General features: G+C 53.2%; 20 protein-coding genes. 17 read left to right on the top strand and 3 right to left on the bottom strand.

The window, feature by feature from the left end:
* Positions 1-153 precede the first annotated feature (153 nt).
* The 12 genes from csoS1 (HAP95_RS02700) (at position 154) to HAP95_RS02755 (ending at position 11,716) form a co-directional block, all read left to right on the top strand.
* Positions 154-450, top strand: a complete 297-nt coding sequence (gene csoS1, locus HAP95_RS02700) for an alpha-carboxysome major shell protein CsoS1 (protein ID WP_010637881.1) — start codon at positions 154-156, stop codon at positions 448-450.
* A 92-nt stretch (positions 451-542) separates the two neighbouring features.
* A complete protein-coding gene (csoS1, locus tag HAP95_RS02705) occupies positions 543-881 on the top strand; it encodes an alpha-carboxysome major shell protein CsoS1 (RefSeq protein ID WP_215882836.1) in 339 nt (112 codons plus the stop codon).
* A gap of 5 nt (positions 882-886) precedes the next feature.
* Positions 887-1,327 (top strand): ferritin-like domain-containing protein, encoded by a 441-nt coding sequence (locus tag HAP95_RS02710; RefSeq protein WP_215882837.1) that lies wholly within the window; start codon positions 887-889, stop codon positions 1,325-1,327.
* A 15-nt stretch (positions 1,328-1,342) separates the two neighbouring features.
* Positions 1,343-1,624, top strand: a complete 282-nt coding sequence (locus tag HAP95_RS02715) for a hypothetical protein (protein ID WP_368356538.1) — start codon at positions 1,343-1,345, stop codon at positions 1,622-1,624.
* Positions 1,625-1,632: 8 nt separating this feature from the next.
* Complete coding sequence (locus HAP95_RS02720) at positions 1,633-2,259, top strand: AAA family ATPase (protein WP_215882839.1); 627 nt, start codon at positions 1,633-1,635, stop codon at positions 2,257-2,259.
* Positions 2,256-2,492, top strand: coding sequence for a hypothetical protein (locus HAP95_RS02725; protein WP_215882840.1), 237 nt, complete (start codon positions 2,256-2,258; stop codon positions 2,490-2,492). The genes HAP95_RS02720 and HAP95_RS02725 overlap by 4 nt, the downstream gene beginning before the upstream one ends.
* A gap of 88 nt (positions 2,493-2,580) precedes the next feature.
* Complete coding sequence (locus tag HAP95_RS02730; RefSeq protein WP_215882841.1) at positions 2,581-4,935, top strand: nitric oxide reductase activation protein NorD; 2,355 nt, start codon at positions 2,581-2,583, stop codon at positions 4,933-4,935.
* Between the two features lie 33 nt (positions 4,936-4,968).
* Positions 4,969-6,657, top strand: coding sequence for an NADH-quinone oxidoreductase subunit 5 family protein (locus HAP95_RS02735; RefSeq protein ID WP_215882842.1), 1,689 nt, complete (start codon positions 4,969-4,971; stop codon positions 6,655-6,657).
* 1 nt (position 6,658) lies between these two features.
* Positions 6,659-7,432 (top strand): hypothetical protein, encoded by a 774-nt coding sequence (locus HAP95_RS02740; RefSeq protein ID WP_215882843.1) that lies wholly within the window; start codon positions 6,659-6,661, stop codon positions 7,430-7,432.
* Complete coding sequence (locus HAP95_RS02745; protein WP_215882844.1) at positions 7,417-10,569, top strand: DUF2309 domain-containing protein; 3,153 nt, start codon at positions 7,417-7,419, stop codon at positions 10,567-10,569. The genes HAP95_RS02740 and HAP95_RS02745 overlap by 16 nt, the downstream gene beginning before the upstream one ends.
* Entirely contained in the window at positions 10,566-10,892 is a 327-nt protein-coding gene (locus HAP95_RS02750; RefSeq protein WP_215843868.1) for a P-II family nitrogen regulator, read from the top strand. The genes HAP95_RS02745 and HAP95_RS02750 overlap by 4 nt, the downstream gene beginning before the upstream one ends.
* A gap of 17 nt (positions 10,893-10,909) precedes the next feature.
* Entirely contained in the window at positions 10,910-11,716 is an 807-nt protein-coding gene (locus tag HAP95_RS02755) for a CbbQ/NirQ/NorQ/GpvN family protein (protein WP_215882845.1), read from the top strand.
* A 91-nt stretch (positions 11,717-11,807) separates the two neighbouring features.
* Here the strand turns inward: HAP95_RS02755 and HAP95_RS02760 are convergent, their stop codons facing one another.
* On the bottom strand, positions 11,808-12,377 hold the full coding sequence (locus HAP95_RS02760) for an NUDIX hydrolase (RefSeq protein WP_226832464.1): 570 nt from the start codon (positions 12,375-12,377) through the stop codon (positions 11,808-11,810).
* Between the two features lie 5 nt (positions 12,378-12,382).
* A complete protein-coding gene (locus HAP95_RS02765) occupies positions 12,383-12,997 on the bottom strand; it encodes a BMC domain-containing protein (protein WP_024893627.1) in 615 nt (204 codons plus the stop codon).
* A 76-nt stretch (positions 12,998-13,073) separates the two neighbouring features.
* Here HAP95_RS02765 and HAP95_RS02770 point away from each other — a divergent pair, with 76 nt between their 5' ends.
* A complete protein-coding gene (locus HAP95_RS02770; protein ID WP_226832466.1) occupies positions 13,074-13,619 on the top strand; it encodes a TlpA family protein disulfide reductase in 546 nt (181 codons plus the stop codon).
* Here the strand turns inward: HAP95_RS02770 and HAP95_RS02775 are convergent.
* Positions 13,596-13,970, bottom strand: coding sequence for a hypothetical protein (locus HAP95_RS02775; RefSeq protein WP_215882847.1), 375 nt, complete (start codon positions 13,968-13,970; stop codon positions 13,596-13,598). The two genes, HAP95_RS02770 and HAP95_RS02775, sit on opposite strands and share 24 nt — an antisense overlap.
* 213 nt (positions 13,971-14,183) lie before the next feature.
* On the opposite strand from HAP95_RS02775, the gene HAP95_RS02780 reads away from it, so the two are divergent.
* From HAP95_RS02780 to HAP95_RS02795, 4 genes are read left to right on the top strand one after another with little or no spacing between them, the layout of a single operon-like run.
* Entirely contained in the window at positions 14,184-15,047 is an 864-nt protein-coding gene (locus HAP95_RS02780; protein WP_215882848.1) for a YicC/YloC family endoribonuclease, read from the top strand.
* 6 nt (positions 15,048-15,053) lie between these two features.
* Positions 15,054-15,692, top strand: coding sequence for a guanylate kinase (gene gmk / locus HAP95_RS02785; protein ID WP_215882849.1), 639 nt, complete (start codon positions 15,054-15,056; stop codon positions 15,690-15,692).
* A 23-nt stretch (positions 15,693-15,715) separates the two neighbouring features.
* Positions 15,716-15,991 (top strand): DNA-directed RNA polymerase subunit omega, encoded by a 276-nt coding sequence (gene rpoZ / locus HAP95_RS17235; RefSeq protein WP_215882850.1) that lies wholly within the window; start codon positions 15,716-15,718, stop codon positions 15,989-15,991.
* Complete coding sequence (locus tag HAP95_RS02795; protein WP_215882851.1) at positions 15,975-18,254, top strand: RelA/SpoT family protein; 2,280 nt, start codon at positions 15,975-15,977, stop codon at positions 18,252-18,254. Before rpoZ ends, HAP95_RS02795 begins: the two co-directional genes overlap by 17 nt.
* The last annotated feature ends 11 nt before the right edge of the window (positions 18,255-18,265 follow it).

Consider the following 18,265-nt stretch of genomic DNA (forward strand, 5'->3'; position numbering starts at 1 on the left):
CCTGCGAACGGGTCGGTGATGGCCTAGTGGCTGCACACATCATTGCGCGTGTGCACTCTGAAGTCGAGCACATTCTGCCGAAGGCTGCCACTGCTTAAAGCAGTGGTATCCAGCGGTTCTGATTTTTAGATTGTCTATTGAGGAGTTGAAGAAATGGCAGAAGTAACAGGTATTGCGTTGGGTATGATTGAAACCCGTGGTTTGGTGCCAGCTATTGAAGCAGCAGATGCGATGACCAAGGCTGCTGAAGTCCGTTTGATTGGTCGCCAGTTTGTTGGTGGTGGTTATGTGACGGTGTTGGTGCGTGGCGAAACAGGTGCAGTGAATGCTGCAGTTCGTGCGGGTGCTGATGCCTGCGAACGGGTCGGTGACGGTCTGGTAGCCGCCCACATTATTGCCCGTGTCCATTCCGAGGTGGAACACATTCTGCCGAAAGCGCCGTCAGCCTGAACCGGTTTGATTGCCGCTTAAATGAACGCGAGTGATCGGGCGTAGTTCCTACGCCCTTCCTGGCAGATGTAATCAACATAAAGGAGACACAGATGGCAGCACTTACGGGTATTGCTCTGGGTATGATTGAAACACGCGGTCTGGTGCCAGCTATTGAAGCAGCAGATGCGATGACCAAAGCGGCAGAAGTCCGTTTGGTTGGCCGTCAGTTTATTGGTGGCGGTTATGTCACCGTGTTGGTGCGTGGTGAAACGGGTGCGGTGAATGCTGCGGTTCGTGCGGGCGCGGATGCCTGCGAAAGAGTTGGTGACGGCCTTGTTGCTGCCCACATTATTGCCCGGGTGCACACCGAGGTGGAACACATTTTACCTCAGTCTCCCAGCGCTGATGGTAGTGGCCGGGATGGTGATGTTACCGGTAACCTGAGCTGAAATCCATGAATGGGATGCGTAATCATCATCCCCGCATCATTGGTTTTTTTACGCGTGCACTGGCTCATGAGTACACAGCAGTGCAGCAGTACCGTACCCAGTCGAGTCTTTGTACGCTTTGGGGAATGGCAGATTGGGCGGAATATTTTCGTAATGAATCGCGGGAAGAGCTGGATCATGCTGGTATTCTCAGTCAGCAGCTTTTGTTGATGGGAATAGCGCCGACGGGTGCGCAATTACGTCCACCGCGCCCGGGTAGGGATTTGCGGGAAATGTTGACTCACGATCAGGATCTGGAGTTTTCAGCTGTGCAATTGTATAGCGAAGCACAGAATTTTTCCGAGCGTATGCGGGATATTCCTTCTGCCGAGGTGTTTGCCCATCTGCGCGCCGATGAAGAAGGTCACATGCGGTCGCTTGCCGAAATGTTGAAGCGTTTTCACTAAGTTTGGAGGGTGTTTGTGAACCAGGAACTCCAGGATCTGCAAGCTCCCGAGGGATGGGAAATTCAGCGTCGTCCTTTGGGGTGGAGCAAACGATTTGAGTTTGCCGACTATGCACAAACCCGTCAATTTCTGGATTTGCTGACGGGGGTTTCTGAAAAACTCGGCTATTATCCAAACCTGAATTTTGCGAAGACCTACGTGGTCGTCGCGATTCAATTTGAAGGGGATGCCGTGGAGCCTGAGCGGGCAGAATTCGCCGCAGCGGCTGAGCACTGCGCAGAGCAGGCACGGGAGTAACGCTGATCATGACCACAGCCAAGCGGATTGCTCTTTTTAATGCCAAAGGTGGTTGTGGCAAAACTACTCTGGCCTGGAACCTGGCGATGGGCTTGTCCAAGCGCGGAGCCACCTTGCTGCTGGATGCTGATCCTCAGGGTAGCCTGGGATATTGGGCAGATTGGGCTGCTGAAGCTGATGGTCATGCTTTGTCTGTACAAAACTGGTCTGAACAAAGCGCGGGGCAATCCGATGATTTTGCCTACTGGGTGATTGATTGTCCGCCTTCTCTGGAGAGCGCTGAAACCCAGGAAGTGCTCGCGATGGCGGACTGGATATTATTACCAGTGCTGCCTTCTCCACTGGATTTATGGGCGAGTCAACGCAGTGTGGAAGTGATTTCAGCCCTGCATGCGGGTAAATCAGCCCGAAATGCGGCATTTGTGTTGAATCAGGTGGAAAGCCACAGTGCCTTGTCTCGTGCTGCAGAATCTGCAGTTCAGGCAATGGGCCTGAATGTATTACCCGTGCAGGTCGCCCGCCGGGCCATATACCGGAATGCAGCTATTGAAGGAAAAAGTGTGTATCAGATGGGTAAGCGGGCAACGGCTGCCGTACAGGAATTCGAAGGAATTATTGAGGAGATCTTGAAATGAGCAATTTGGAGAACAAACTCAACGCGAGTATCCAGAGTCCCAGACGGCGCACTCCGGCTGCCGGTACGAACAGCACTTCTGCAGCGGGTACCGAAAAAACAACTACGGGCAATAAACCGGCAACGAGCAGTAAACCGGCTCAGAAAAGCACGCCTGAAACAACGCCAGCCGTGAGTGATCTAAATGCGGGTGGTGGACGCGAAATCAACCCTCAGCGTATTTGGCCAGACTAACACCGCATTCTTCCTGATAAATTTTGGCCAGCCTGTGCGTATTTCATGGGCTTAGGATGGCTTGCAATAAAAATGGGGTGAGCTAGGTATGTCAATTCAATTGGCGGATTATCCGGAGATATTGGAAGATCTGGGCCCACACGCTTCAGAAGTGCTGGAGTCTAATTGGCATGAGGCTGCCCGGGTTTTCGGCCGTCGCGGTCTGGAATCCTATTTACAGGGTGCCAGTAGTCTCAAGGCGTTGGGTCGCGGCTCCGATCTGGTTCTTGCCTTTATAGAAAGCGCCCCGCAGGTAGCCCGTGAAATTGGCGAGCAGGCTGTTTTCGAAATGCTCTCTATGGCTATTCGTATGTTTTCCAAAACCAGCGCCGAAGTGCTGGTCTTATTTTTCACCAGTGCTCCGGTTGTTGCCCGTCGTTTGGGTGAACTAGGATTATTTCGCGGCTATTTGCTGCTGCTCGATCAGTTGCTTGCCCAGGCACCGCGTGGTGTCCGTCCGATGTTGGGCAAAATAGAAGTGCTCCTCGAAAAAATGACCCTGGGTGGTTTGCGGCGCTGGGCCAGTTGGGGTATTTCTGCCTATCGCAATGATTTTGCCGCACAGGTGGAATTTTTCGGTTTGGAGACTCCGCAATCGCTGGCGGTGCTTCAGCAGGAACGTCGTGGAGTCCTCTTTATTGATGTGCAGCGCCGCCTGATCATGTACTTGCGGGCTTTATGGGGTCGAGATTTTTTTCTGCGCCCGACTTCTGGTGATTATGAAACCAGAGAAGGTTATCAGCCCTACATAGAAAATTACTTTATTCATGTTCCCGACGCCTATGATGATGTGGAAAATGCCCAGGGTGAAAAAACGTCGGCGCTCGAATTGTATCGTGCTGCCGCAGCCCATGCTGCTGCGCATGTGGTTTTTTCCAAACATGACCCTCGTTTTGAGCTGGCAAAGCCCTTGCAACGTTTGTGGATTGGTATTCTGGAAGATGCCAGGGTTGAGCATCTTGCCATCCAGAAATTCCCGGGTCTTTTCCCTCTATGGCAACATTTGGGCCGTCTGCCAGCCTGCGCGGAACAGGCAGCAGAGCCTGAAACCGTAGCCATTATGGATCGCATCAGCATGGCCCTGCTCGATGCTGACTATGCTGATCCACATCCCTTTGTGGCAAAGGCGCGAGAAGCATTCGTCCGGGTGCTGGCAGCAGAAGAGGACGTTTATGATGTGCTGATGGTGGCTGCTGAAAAACTGGCCGAAGATTGTGAAAATTCTTCCTGGAAGTACTCAGTTCAGAAAGATCAGTCTGAAAGTCTCTATCGCGACGACAATCGTTATCTCTGGACGGCTCCTGGTACAGACTGGAGTGGTGACCCTCTATCCGGTGGTCAGGCTCAGGTGCGCAAATACGTCAACATCATGGAAATGATCAACGCGGTCGATGTAGAAACAGCGGGAGATGATGCTCAGGAAGTCTGGGTACTTGCGACAGAATTTTATGACGACGATGGTCTGACGTTTAACGACAAAGAGGGCAAGACGCCGGTGTCGCAACCGGTAAATTATTCCGAGTGGGACTATCAGACCCAGCTGGAACGTCCTTTGTGGGTCACCGTGTATGAAAAACATCCCAAAATGGGAGATCCTTCTGAAATCAATGTGATGCTGGAGCAACAAAAGCCTCTGGTGCAAAGGCTGCGCAAGCTGATTGAAGCAGTACAGCCCCAGGGCGTGGTACGGACGCGCAAAGTTGAAGATGGGGATGAAATTGATATTAATGCGGCCATTCTGGCGATGACTGATATCCGCATGGGGCAACAGCCGGATCCTCGTATTGGTATTCGCACTCGTCTGAATATTCGTGATCTTTCCGTCATGTTGCTGGTTGATCTTTCCGAATCGACCAATGACTTGCTGCGTACGCGTTCTGAGGGCGATGTCAGTGTGCTGCATTTGGCCAGGGAAGCGACGGCTTTGTTGGCTGAGGCTCTGGAACGTATTGGCGACCCCTATATGCTCTGCGGCTTTGATTCCAATGGACGTCACGACGTGGAGTTCTACAAGTTCAAGGACTTTGATGCGCCCTATGATGACAAGGTGAAAGGTCGCCTGGCGGGAATGACCGGACAGCTTTCGACGCGTATGGGTGCGGCACTGCGCCATGCCGGACATCTGCTGGATCAACGTGCCAGCCAGAAAAAATTGATTTTGCTCCTCACGGATGGTGAACCCGCAGATAATGATGTGCGCGATCCACAATATTTGCGTTTTGATACCAAAAAAGCCGTAGAAGAATTGAGCCGCAAAGGTATCCGAACTTTTTGTCTGTCTCTGGACCCTTATGCGGATGAATATGTTTCCAGAATTTTTGGGCAACGTAATTATCTGGTACTGGATCATGTGGACAAGCTTCCAGAAAAATTACCCCAACTTTATATATCCATGACCAAATGAATTCAGCTTGGAGCATTACACAGGGAGATTCGAATGGGTGATTTGGCAATCGTAATTCCATTCCTGCCAATTTTATCGGCAGCTGTTATTTTTATTTTCATGCATTCTGCCCGCAAGGCGGCGGCGCGAATCAGCGTGATCATTACCTTGCTGACTTTTATATTGGCCCTCATTGAGCTCACCAGCTATGCCCTGGGAGGCTTTTCACGGGTAGAGATTATCGGCACCCTCTGGGGGAGTGTCTGGCTCGATCCTTTAACGCTCATTATGTGGAGTTTTGTTTGCGGAATCAGCCTGCTGGTACATATGTACTCAGTGCGCTACATGGTCGAAGAGGCCAATTATACCCGCTTTTTCGCACTTCTTGACTTGATGACCGCGACCATTTTATTTATGGTTTCTGCGGCTGATCTGATTACCTTGCTGGTCGCCTGGTTTCTGGTGGGAGTGGTGCTTTATTTTCTGCTGGGCCACGATACTAATCGTCCCGCAGCCGGTCGTTATGCGTTCTGGACGCAAATTACTTACCGGGCTGGAGATGTGCCACTCTGGTTGGCCGCTTTTGTACTGATCAGAAGCTACCACTCCATTTCCCTTCCAGTGATTTTTTCCCGGTTGCAAATGTATCCGCATCTGGACGCTTTCTGGGGCTTGTCGATTCCGGAGCTGGTGGGTTTTCTCCTGGCTTTTGCCGCTTTTGCGCGTTCTGCCCAGTTTTTGCTCCATGGCTGGTTACCCTACACCATGGATGGTCCGACCCCCGTATCAGCGCTGATGCATGCGGGTATCGTCAACGCGGGTGGCTTTTTGTTTAACCGGTTTTTTCCGGTATTCGAACACGCGAGTATTGTTTTGCATTTTGTTTTTATAGTGGGCCTCATTACTGCGGTTGTAGGCTCAGCCATGATGTTGATTCAGAATGATGTAAAACGCTCGCTCGGCTATTCGACTATGGGGCAGATGGGTTTTATGGTCATGGAATGTGGAGTCGGAGCTTTCGCTCTGGCTGTTTTCCATTTGATTGCCCATGGATTTTTCAAGGCATCCCTGTTTTTGGGGGCAGGAAATATTATTGGCGAAGCTCGTGAACATGATGGTGTTCCTCCGGACTCGGTGTACACCTCGATTGTGGAACGGCGCCCGGCCAAGCCTTCACGTCTGCCCTGGCTGGCAGCGGCAGCGTTGACCATTATTGTTCCGGTAGTGGTACTCAGTGTCTCCCATTTGTTTGTTTCATCGCGACTTCTGCACGAGCAGGGGGTCATTATTCTGCTCTTTTTCGGCTGGGTGACCGGGGCCCAGGCCTTGTTTGCGACCCACAAAATGACCCATACCAATCCGTGGCGTTTGATGGGCGGTATTCTTGGATCATTTGTTCTGGTAGTCATCGGTTATACCCTGATCAGCCATTACTTCGGACACTTTTTATATCCGCACGGAGAAGGTTATCAGCTCTATAGTGCCGCCAGCATCAACAGTGTCTATTTTGATGTGTTGGTCATCATTCTGGCGCTGCTTTTTGTCGGTGCCTGGGCTTTGACCTTTTTTGCGGATTCCAGCGGCTGGTGGGATCGCGCAGACCAGGGACGCTGGCGTGGTGTTTATCTGGCCTTGTATGCCTTGTTGTCCAGAGAGCTGTATGTCAATGATTTGTATGCACGCATGACTCAGGTTTTGTTGAGTGGGGCGCGGCGTCTCAATGTTTTGTTACGGTGGTGCTGAGATGGATATCATCCTCTGGATTGTCGCAGGATCCCTGCTCCCCTGGTTCCCGTTCAGCTGGATTTTTAACCGCTTGCTGGTCAGTGCGCCGGGTGCCTGGGCGCGCGCGCTGGCGGTTATTGTCTTACCACAACTGGGTCTGCTGTTGCTTCTGAAATCCGGGGCCTGGTATGTGCTTGGACAGGAAATGCCCATAGCTTTGCGGGCGTTGGCATTATTCACGGCAATTTTGTACGCCTACCGCGCTGCAGGAACCCGGGATGTGCAGATTTGGGCGCGTTTTATGGCTACTTCCGGCTTGTCCCTGACCTGGCTTCTGGTTGGATTGCTGCCGCAACACTGGGATATGCAACTTTTTGTGCTCGCATGGTCCATCCCTGCCGCCCTGATGCTGATATGGGCGGGCGTTTTGACGAAGCAAACCGGAGCTTCCTATCTGGGCTTGAGCGGTGGTTTTGCCCGGGTTTTGCCACGTCTTTCCGTACTGATCTCGCTGACCGCGCTTGCCGCTACCGCCACACCCATCTTTCCCAATTTTTTCGCCTTATTACAGGCTATGGAAAGCTTGCCAATCATCTGGATGCCTTTGCTATTGCTGGTCCTGCTCCTTTGGGGGTGGACCGTAGGGCGGCTTTTGCAGGATTTACTTTTCGGTATATACCATGGCGAAGCGGTGCATGATTTGAGTGTGGCTGGCACCTGGTTGGGTGGGCTGACTTTGGGGGTATTTGCTTTGGTCGGAATCTTCTGGGGGGGCATATGGATCATCAACTGACTTTGGGGGATCGTCTGAAAGTACGGACGATGATTTATGTGGCCAGCGAGCCCATCCCCCGGTTTTGGCCAATGCGCACCTTCATCCACCATAACCCTTTGTTTGGTCTGGAACATCTCCATTTTGAAGAGGCGGTGGAAGAGGCTGGCCGATTATTTCACGGACGCGGTTATCTTTCCCGCAGCGAATATCAGGAATATTGGCAAGCCGGAAAAGTCGACGAAAAGGCCCTGCGCAAATACCTGCGTGTTTTTCTCGAAAAACACGCAGAGGATCTGCCCGGAATTTCCATGGAGCATTGGCTCTGGTCCCTGCTGACGCGTTGCCAGAACGAACAGATGGTTCCCGCGACGGATTGGCTGGATGGTCAAATGCTGCATGCGGTTCTCCATGGACAAGCGCCGGATCAAGATAGCGAAACCCAGAAACACCGCCTGCAAGACATTCTCAGCCATAAAATAGCCCTGGACGGGCCAGTTTACGCCAATGTCGATCGTCTGTTCGGGACGGACATCGGCAGTACCCTGGATGATCTGCTGGTAAAAAGCTGCCTGGACTTTTTTGATGAAGGCCAGTCAGCCTGGCAGTCGCCGGGACGCAAGCAGGGGTTTTTTGCTGCGTGGAAAGAAGTGGCTCAGCATAATGTGCGCTTTTTCCTGCGTGGATTGCATTTGCGCAATCTTCTGGAATCGGAAGCGACGCCTGAAGGCGTAGTGGCGCATATTCTCCGGAATCTGAAAGTTCCCGAGGCTTCCTGGCAAAAATATATTACCCGGCAGTTGACGCGTTTGCATGGTTGGGCGGGCTTTATCCGCTATCGGAGTACAGCCAAACATTATTACTGGGCAGAGCAGTATCCGGCGGATCTGACCGATTTTCTGGCCGTACGCATGGTTCTGGGTATGGCGTTGCTTCAAGAGGCGGTCAGGCACCACGCTTGTCCGGCCAATGCCGAAGAAATTCAGGATTTTGTGCATGCGGATCCTTTTTCTGCCTATTTGCGTCTGGAGTTGTACACGGGTTCCATCTTACCCGCCTGGGCACAACCGGTAGAAGATGTACTGGCTCGGCGCAAACGCTCTGGTTTTGACAAGATGGCGCAGCAGTACATTACTGCCAAATCCCGCTGGGAAGCGGAACGTCAGGTTAAGAATCTGCAGCGACTGGCTAAAGTCATGGGTGCAGAAGCAGAAGCGGAACTGTTGGCGATGACGCCTGATCAGCTCGACAGGTTTTTGGAGATTATCCGGGCCTGGGAAAAGCAGGAAGGCTTTACCTGGTTGCGTTCCATGGAGTCTCACTACATTAAGGATCTGGTCAACCGGATTCATATTCCCCAGGCGCCTGCAATGGCGGAGGAGAAACGGCCTTTTGCCCAGGCGTTGCTCTGTATTGACGTACGTTCGGAACCCATGCGCCGACATCTGGAAGCGATTGGTGATTATCAGACTTTTGGAATTGGGGGGTTTTTTGGGGTACCGATCAGCTTTCTGGAGTATGGTCGCGGCACTGAAGTGCATCTTTGTCCGGCGATTCAGACCCCCAAAAATCTGGTGCTGGAAATCCCCGCCAAACTGGAATTGGAAGAAGAGCCGCTTTATGGCGCTCTGGAGCATGTGCTTCATGAACTGAAAAGTTCGGTGTTGTCCCCATTTGTGGCAGTAGAAGCCGTGGGGCTCATTTTCAGTCTGGGCTTGATTGGCAAGACCGTCGCACCGCTGACCTATCATCATCTCCATCACAAACTGCATGCTGAAAAGCCGGTAACGCGACTGCTCCTGGATAAGCTCAGTCCGGATCAGGCGGATTCCATTTTGCGGGCTGTGCAACGGGCGATGATCGTCCGTGCGTTGATCAAGGAATGGAATGTTCCGCGAGATCAGGTGACGGACGACGATGTCAAAGAGCTGCGCGAAATTGCTTTGGAACATATCCCTGGACCCAGTGCGCTGGCCCGACGCCGCAATTTGTCTGCCCATCAGGAATCTGAATTCATCCAGAAATTGCGTGACATATACCGGGTCGAACGGCATGAAACCAGTTTGCAGATGGAGCGACTGGGCCGTATTGGTTTCAGTCTGGATGAACAGGTCCGCTACATTTCTCAGGCCCTGCTGCTGATTGGTATGAATCATAATTTTTCGCGCTTTGTGCTGTTGGTCGGGCATGAAAGCACAACTGAAAACAATCCCTATGAATCTGCTCTGGATTGTGGGGCCTGTGGAGGCGGCAAGGGGCTTCCCAATGCCCGGGTATTTGCGGCGATGGCCAACAAACCCGAGGTGCGTCGGCGTTTGCGCGACAAGGGGATTATCATTCCTGACGATACCTGGTTTATGCCAGCCGTGCATAATACCACTTCAGACGTGGTGGATCTGCATGATGTCGACTTGTTGCCAGCAAGACACCTGCTCTATCTGGAGCGCTTGCAGAATGGTTTGTCAGCAGCTACCCGTCGTTCTGCGGCGGAACGCATGCCCCAGCTCGGAGGAGATGCAAAGCTGGCCGAGGATCCCTATGCAGCGGCGGCCATGGCCCAGCGCCTGACCCACGACTGGTCTCAGGTCCGCCCGGAGTGGGGTTTGACCCGCAATGCCTATGCTATTGTTGGCCGGCGGGAATTGACCCAGGGCCTGAATCTGGAAAGCCGGGCCTTTCTCCATTCTTACGATTACCGCCTGGATCCCAAGGGCCGTCTTCTGGAAACCATTCTTTCCAGTCCCATGGTGGTGGGTGAATGGATTAATCTGGAACATTATTTTTCCGTTGTGGATACTGAACACTATGGTAGTGGCAGTAAGGTGTACCACAACGTGGCGGGGCGTTTTGCAGTGATGACCGGCAACCAGAGTGATTTGCGTACGGGGCTGCCTACCCAGACCGTTCTTAAGGATGGCAAACCTTACCATGAGCCGGTGCGCTTGATTGTGCTGGTTGAGGCCCCACTAGCTTTTGCCCAGAGATCAGTGGGTAACCTGGTTAAAATTAAGGCGCTGCTGGGTGGTGGTTGGGTCCGGGTTATCATCATGGATCCGGAAGATGATTATCGCGCCTACGTCCTGGAAGACGGTGCTTTTCACTTGCAAGATCGAACCGAAACCCCTGACAGACAGACTCTCCTGGAGGAAATCGCATGAAAACACTGAATTTGAGCCCCTTGAAAAAGCTGGAAGTTATCATGGAGGGCGCCCATAAGGACTTTGCTACGGATCTTCTCGACAGGGCCGGGGTGAAAGGTTATACCATTGTCGGTAATTTGTCTGGAAAAGGCAGTCACGGCATTTATGAAGGACACGTCATGTTCAATGAAGATGATGTGCTGATCATGATTATTGTGGCTGTTCCCGAAGAATTGGTGTCTCCTATTCTGGAAGGCTTTGCGCCATTTTTTGAGAAGCATACCGGCGTTGTGTTTGTTACGGACATCCAGGTCAGTCGGCTGGTAAAATTCAAGAATTAATATCAAGAGGTGTTACGGTGAACAGTGATTCAAAAGAAAAGTACCTGATTGAGAAAGAACCGTATTACAAGGAAGTCCACGATGAAATTTCCTTGTATGAAGCGGCTTACGCAGCCCGTCTGCCGATGATGGTCAAGGGCCCGACCGGCTGCGGAAAGTCCCGTTTCATTGAATATATGGCGTGGCGCCTGAAGCGGCCTCTGATCAGCGTGGCTTGTAACGAGGACATGACGGCTTCAGACCTGGTAGGGCGGTTCCTGCTGGACAAGGATGGCACCAAATGGCAGGACGGTCCCTTAACCACCGCTGCGCGAATGGGGGCCATTTGTTATCTGGATGAAATTGTCGAGGCTCGTCAGGATACGACGGTGGTGATCCATCCCCTTACTGATCATCGCCGCACGCTTCCACTGGATAAGAAGGGCGAGCTGATTCATGCGCATCCTGATTTTCAGCTGGTGATTTCCTTTAATCCCGGATACCAGTCTTCCATGAAAGATCTGAAACAATCCACCAAGCAGCGTTTTGGGGCTTTGGATTTTTCCTATCCAGAACGGACGATTGAAGTGGAAATTGTGGCTCATGAGTCGGGTGTTTCGGAAGATATGGCGGAAAAGCTGGTTTCCATTGCCGAACGTTCGCGCAACCTCAAGGGTCATGGTCTGGATGAAGGCTTGTCCACGCGTATGCTCATTTATGCCGGTGCGTTGATGCAGAAGGGTGTGGCACCCATTGCCGCCTGCAGTATGGCTCTGGTGCGCCCGATTACGGATGATCCGGATATGCGTGACGCCTTGGATGCGGCCGTCGGGACTTTCTTTTAACCTGAAACGGCGCGGGCCAAAGTCGCTGCAAAGCCTCCAGGCTCCGACCATTTTGAGAATTAAGGGCTTTCTAACTTGATTCGGGCCGACGTTACCCCCGGTTTCTGTGCTGACGCAACCACTCCATGCTTTTGATCAGCATCCGATGGATGGAAAGTCCCTTATTGTAGGCGTGTACCTCATGCAGGGGGATCCAACGCAAGGCATGGGACTCACTGTTTCCATCCAGGGGGATACGATCATCTATTTCTACCAGAAATCGAATATCCAGATGCTGATGGGCTGGCTCGGTGCCGTGCCGGGGAGTCCGGTGAATATCCACATCAAATATGTTTGATTGCAGCAAGTGGATATCCGTGTCTGCAACCCCGGTTTCTTCGCTGCACTCCTTGAGGGCTACGGCGAGGACATTTTCATCACCATCCGCATGCCCTCCCGGCTGAAACCATTGTTCCAGTTTCCGATGGAGCATAAACAGCGTGGCTGTACCGGCAGGGTTGAGAATCCAGGTGGAAGCGGTAATGTGCAGGCCGCTGCCTTCCCGAAAAAAGCAATCCGGATCGCTTTGCAAAAGAGCGCAACCCCGACGGGCATAAGCCAGCTCTTCCATATAGTGACTACGATACTGGCAGAGCAGGGTTTGCAGGGTTTGCCGATCCATCTGCATCAAGTCCAGGAGGGGTTTTCCACGGCGTGGATGGCGGCTGCTGCGGCTTCATCCACGTCCGCTTCCTTTCCGGCAATGGTCAGGCGTCCGTAGGCACCCACGGCACGCACATCGACAAGCGTAATATTGGCGGCTTTTTCCGCCTGGTTGGCGGCATAAATGACGTAACCGGCCGGATCAGTTTCCAGAATGAACATGCTTTGCTCAGGAAGAATCATGGAGCCACGACGACCCTGGCGGTTTATGAGTACGGTGTGATCCGGCATCATTCCACGGATGATTTCTTTCCAGGTGATTTTGCAGGCGGTGCGATCCTGCTGGCTGGCACCCATACGCTGCAAAACCACTCGACCAGCCTCCCGCACATCGCTTTGGTCGCGATGATGAACGACCATTGCTCCAAATTCGCGTTCAATGACTTGTTGGGAAAGGTGCACGCGGGTAGCTTTCAGGGCAATGTCCGTAAGACGGTGAATCGCCATGGCAGGGGAAACTTCAATCCACAAGGCCGCATCGCCAGGCACAGGAAGAAAGCCCTGGGAGACCGAGGCCATATATGCAGCGAGTTGCGGTTGTAGGGAGTCTATGTAGACGTAAGTGCGAAGTTGAATCATGGGCCATGGTTCGAATATAGTCGGACAATTATAGCGGGATTTACCGCTACGCTCCAGTCCATTTCATGTTGATCAGATGAGGTTGATAGTATTGGGAAAGCATCGCCTGCGGCGCTGGGCTCTGGATATTGTGTTGATGGTATTGGTGGTGGCCGGGGTGTATGTATGGACACAGTGGCGCGGCGCAAGTGATGTTGCTACCCCAGCCACATTGCCGGTTTTGACCCTGCAAAAGCTGGATGGGCAGTGGGTACAGTATCATCCCGGAGCAAACCAGGTGACCCTGATCAATTTCTGGTCTACGGATTGCCCGCCCTGCATTGCCGAAATTCCCGCTCTCAACTGGCTCCAGCAATGGTTTGGGGGTATTGGATTTACGGTGCTGGGTGTAGCTGTTGCCGGAAACACGCCGCAGGCCATCGCAGCGGCGCGCTCCCGCTTTGCTATGGATTATCCTCTCTATGCGGATAAAAACGGAGCGGCCGCACAGATTCTGGGTGGCGTCACCCTGACCCCCACCTCCTTGCTGATTAACCACAAGGGGCAGATTGTAGGCCGCTATGTAGGAGCTATTTCCCTACCCGTTGTCGTCTGGCGATTACTTTGGATGTCCCATGAGTAGTGATGTATGGCTACTTCCCTGTGGGCGCGTTGACGGATTGATGGGTGCCAGGGCTTTCGCATCCACTGATAATGGCTGCTCCAGTGGGCAAGCCGGTCGCCGGTGGTGTTGGGCATACAACCGTTCCCAATCGCGTCGTGTTTCGGCGGGTTTTGCTTGTGCCAGGGCCAGCATCCCAAAACCATCATCGTCCCAGCCGCAATCACTCAGTACGGCTTCGGGCCAGCGTTGCATGTAGGCGTCGCGCATCAGATTTTTACCTAATTCTGCCAAATCTTCAGCAATGCCCCGGGCAAGAGCCCGCTCTTTCCATTCGTCCCATTCAAATAACATTTCCTGTGTGGCAGCCATAGAACACTCTCCCGTTGTGCAATTTCATGAATGCACCCTTATTTGGATGGGGTGCTTTTGGGGTAAGACTCATTAGGTATAGTTCAGCTTAGGGGTGGCGTCAATAATTATATTCATATGCGCATATACTAAAATTACGCTTCTCGCTGCTTTCCTGTCCTTATGCTAGGTTAAGCGCGTATTACAGTGGCATCTCGCAACGGAGTGGTACACATGATTCGAAGTATGACGGGGTTTGCCCGCAGTGAAAGGCATGGAGACTGGGGCACGCTGGTCTGGGAGTTGCGTACCGTTAATCACCGTTACCTGGATATCAGTTTACGGTTGCCGGAAGGTTTTTCCGTGTATGAAGCGGCGATCCGGGCACGCTTGCAAAAATCCCTGCAGCGCGGAAGAGTTGATGTCTGGCTGCGCTTTCAGGCTGTTGAAGGTGGAGGGTTGCGCCTCAATCGTGATCTGGCGGTAGAATTACAGACCATTTACTGCGAATTGCTGCAGTGCTGGAATTTGCGCGAGACGGCCTTGAATCCACTGGACGCCTTGCGTTGGCCCGGGCTGGTGCAAAGCACCGGCACAGACAGTGCTGTTCTGGAAGAAGAAGTGTTGTCCTTGCTGGATAGTACCATTGAAGAATTGCAGGCCACCCGGGAGCGTGAGGGGGCAGCTCTGGCGCAGATACTATTGAGCCGGGTGGAGGCTATTGGCGAACAAACCCGCGCTTTGCGGGCGCATCTTCCGGAACTGGAAGAGGCGGTGCGGAATCGTTTGCAGTCCCGTCTTGCTGACCTGGCCATTCAGGTGGATCCGCAGCGTTGGGAGCAGGAGATTCTGTTTTATCTTCAGCGTCAGGATACGGCTGAAGAACTGGATCGGCTGGATACGCATCTGCAGGAATTAAGACGGATACTGACCCGCCGCGAAGCGGTTGGACGGCGTCTGGATTTTTTAATGCAAGAACTGAATCGCGAAGCCAACACCCTGGCCTCCAAGGCCGCAGACAGTCAGGTGACTTTTGCTTCTGTGGAGCTGAAGGTGTTGATCGAACAGATGCGCGAGCAGGTGCAGAATGTGGAGTAGAAAATCATGACGAGTAGCGCAGAACGCGGTATCCTGTGGATTATTTCGGCGCCTAGCGGGGCGGGGAAAACCAGCTTGTCGCGAGCACTGGTAGAAGTGACGTCGCAGTTTCGCACTTCTGTTTCCTACACCACGCGTCCGGCACGGCCCGGAGAGGTGGATGGGACAGACTACCATTTCGTGGAAATGGCGCAATTTAGCGAAATGGCGGAGCGGGGCGAGTTTCTGGAATATGCCCGGGTGCATGGTAATGGTTATGGCACCAGCGAGCCCTGGGTCAAAAGTCAGCTGTTTGCCGGTATGGATGTGTTGCTGGAGATAGACTGGCAGGGCGCGCGTCAGGTACGTGAACGTTTACCAGGGCAGGCCGTCAGTATTTTTATTCTGCCGCCTTCCCTGGGCACGCTGGAAACCCGTTTGCGGGGTCGCGCCCAGGATTCGGATGAAGTCATTGCGCGGCGTGTGGCGGCAGCGCGTGAAGAATTGCTACATTATGACGAATTTGATTATCTGGTAGTGAATGACCAGTTTGAAACGGCACTGGCAGATTTGCGCAGCATTGTGCATGCGGAACATCTGCGTTTGGGCAGCCAACAGCATGCCCAGCATCAGCGCCTGAAAGATCTTTTGGGTATGATTCATTAACACTGGAATAAGGGTAAGTAGAAATGGCGAGAGTAACTGTTGAGGATTGTCTGGAAAATGTCATCAATCGTTTTGAACTGACCCTGGTGGCGGCGCGTCGTGCCCGGCAGCTGGCATCTGGAGCTATAGCCGGAGTGGAAGCAGGACGGGACAAAAACACCGTAGTGGCCCTTCGCGAAATCGCGGCAGGCTTGGTAACCCGGTCCATTCTGAATGAGCAGATGCCACCCCCCATGCCTAATTTTCCGGGCGCAGCGGGTCGCGATTTAGCGGGAGCAGAGGATGCCTCCGGCGTCTGAATCGGTGGAGGCGGTTTCTGTCCCCGTATTGCCTTTGGCATCCGGGGTTGGTGAAGTATTGCGGCTACCACCGGTAAAGCCGGCACTGGACGATCCCTGTGCGCCTTTGCGGGCGTTATTGCAGCAGTACATGACTCCAGAAGAAGTAACTCGGGTCCGGGAAGCCTATGAACTGGCACTGGCAGCGCATGGCGAGCAAACCCGTCGCAGTGGTGAGCCCTATATTCATCATCCGGTAGCGGTGGCCTGTATTCTGGCAGAATTACAACTGGATATTTTTTCCGTACAGGCAGCCTTGCTGCATGATGTCATTGAAGACTGTGGCATCAGCAAGGAAAGTCTCGCCGAGCGTTTTGGTCCGGAAGTTGCGGAAATGGTCGATGGCGTCAGCAAGCTGGGTCAGGTCCGTTTCGAAACCAGGGAAGAAGCCCAGGCCGAAAATTTCCGCAAAATGTTTCTGGCCATGTCCCGGGATATTCGGGTAGTGCTGATCAAGCTGGCTGATCGTCTGCACAACATGCGGACGATGGGGGTCATGACCCCCGAAAAGAGACGGCGGATTTCCCGTGAAACGCTTGATATTTATGCCCCGATTGCGCAGCGTCTGGGTATTCATGCCATTCGTATTGAGCTCGAAGAACTGGCCTTTTCCCATCTTTATCCCAAGCGCTGGCATACGCTCAACGAAGCCGTCAAGGCGGCTCGTGGTCATCGCAAGGAAGCCGTCCAGAAAATCGAACAAGCTTTGCTGGACCGTCTGCATCAGGAGGGTTTTGAAGCTCAGGTCAGTGGCCGCGAGAAGCATGTTTACAGCATTTATAGCAAGATGCAAAAAAAGGGGATGGCTTTTAGTTCCATTCTGGATTTGCACGCCTTTCGGGTGATTGTGGCGGATGTGGATACCTGCTATCGCGTATTGGGCATCATTCATAGCTTATATCGGCCAATCCCCGGGCGTTTTAAGGACTATATTGCGATTCCCAAGTCCAACGGCTACCAGTCTCTACACACGGTATTGCTGGGGCCTTTCGGACACCCCGTGGAAGTCCAGATTCGCACTGAAGATATGCATCGGGTGGCGGAAGCCGGTGTGGCTGCCCACTGGCTTTACAAAACCGGGATGAATCATGCCCATGCCGAAACCCAGGCCCGGGCCTGGCTGCAGCGCCTGCTGGAGTTGCAGACCCAGGGCGGCGACTCGCAGGAGTTCCTCGAGAGTGTCAAACTCGATCTTTTTCCTGATGAGGTGTATGTATTTACGCCCAAAGGAAAAATTCTCAGCCTGCCGCGTGGGGCCACGGCCGTTGATTTTGCCTATGCCGTTCATACGGACATTGGTAATCAGGCGGTGGCAGCCCGCGTCAATGATATGTATGTGCCCCTGCGCAGCCCTCTGAATAATGGTGACAAGGTGGATATTGTCACTGCCACTTCGGCGCATCCGCAGCCCGGCTGGCTGGACGTGGTTGTTACTGCCAAGGCCCGCAGCAGTGTCAGGGCCTATCTCAAAACCATTCAACGCGAAGATGCAGAAACCCTCGGACGCAATTTGCTGGAGAAGGCTCTGCAGAGCCTGGGCGGAAATTATCAACAGTTGGCTGCGGCGGATTGGCAGCGCGTCCTGGGCACTTTCAATGTTCAGGAAGAAGGCCAGTTGCTGGCGGCCATCGGAATGGGCGAAGTATTTCCGCTGGTCGTAGCCCATAAGTTGTTACCGGAAGAAGATGACCGGGGGCGTCTGGCGCAAACTGCGCGGCGTCTGGGGCAGGCAGTAAGCCAACTGCTGCCCAGCCGTCTGAATCGCGAGGTGGCGGTGAAAAAACCGCTGCTGATTCGCGGCACTGAGGGTTTGCCGGTGACTCTGGCGCGTTGCTGCCGGCCGATTCCGGGTGATCCGATTTTGGGCTTTATCAGCGCCGGTAAAGGGGTGGTGGTTCATACCCACGATTGTCATAACATTCGGGAATGGCGCAAGCGTCGTGATCGTTGGGTGGATGTGCAGTGGGACCCCGATGCTCATGGAGATTTCCCGGTGACTATCCGGGTGGTGGCAGAAAGTGCCCGGGGCGTTCTGGCCCGCATTGCCACCCTGATTTCTGATGAAGATTCCAACATTGATCATGTGGATATTGAGCCCCAGGATGGACTCTATACCGGAATCACCTTTACCATATTAGCCCATGACCGGGATCATCTGGCGAAAATCATGCGTAGTTTGCGGAGTTTGCCCATGGTGTCCCGGGTACAGCGGGTCAAGAACTAATCCAAGGAGAA

The organism is Acidithiobacillus sulfurivorans (genome assembly GCF_018853815.1).
GTDB lineage: Bacteria > Pseudomonadota > Gammaproteobacteria > Acidithiobacillales > Acidithiobacillaceae > Acidithiobacillus > Acidithiobacillus sulfurivorans.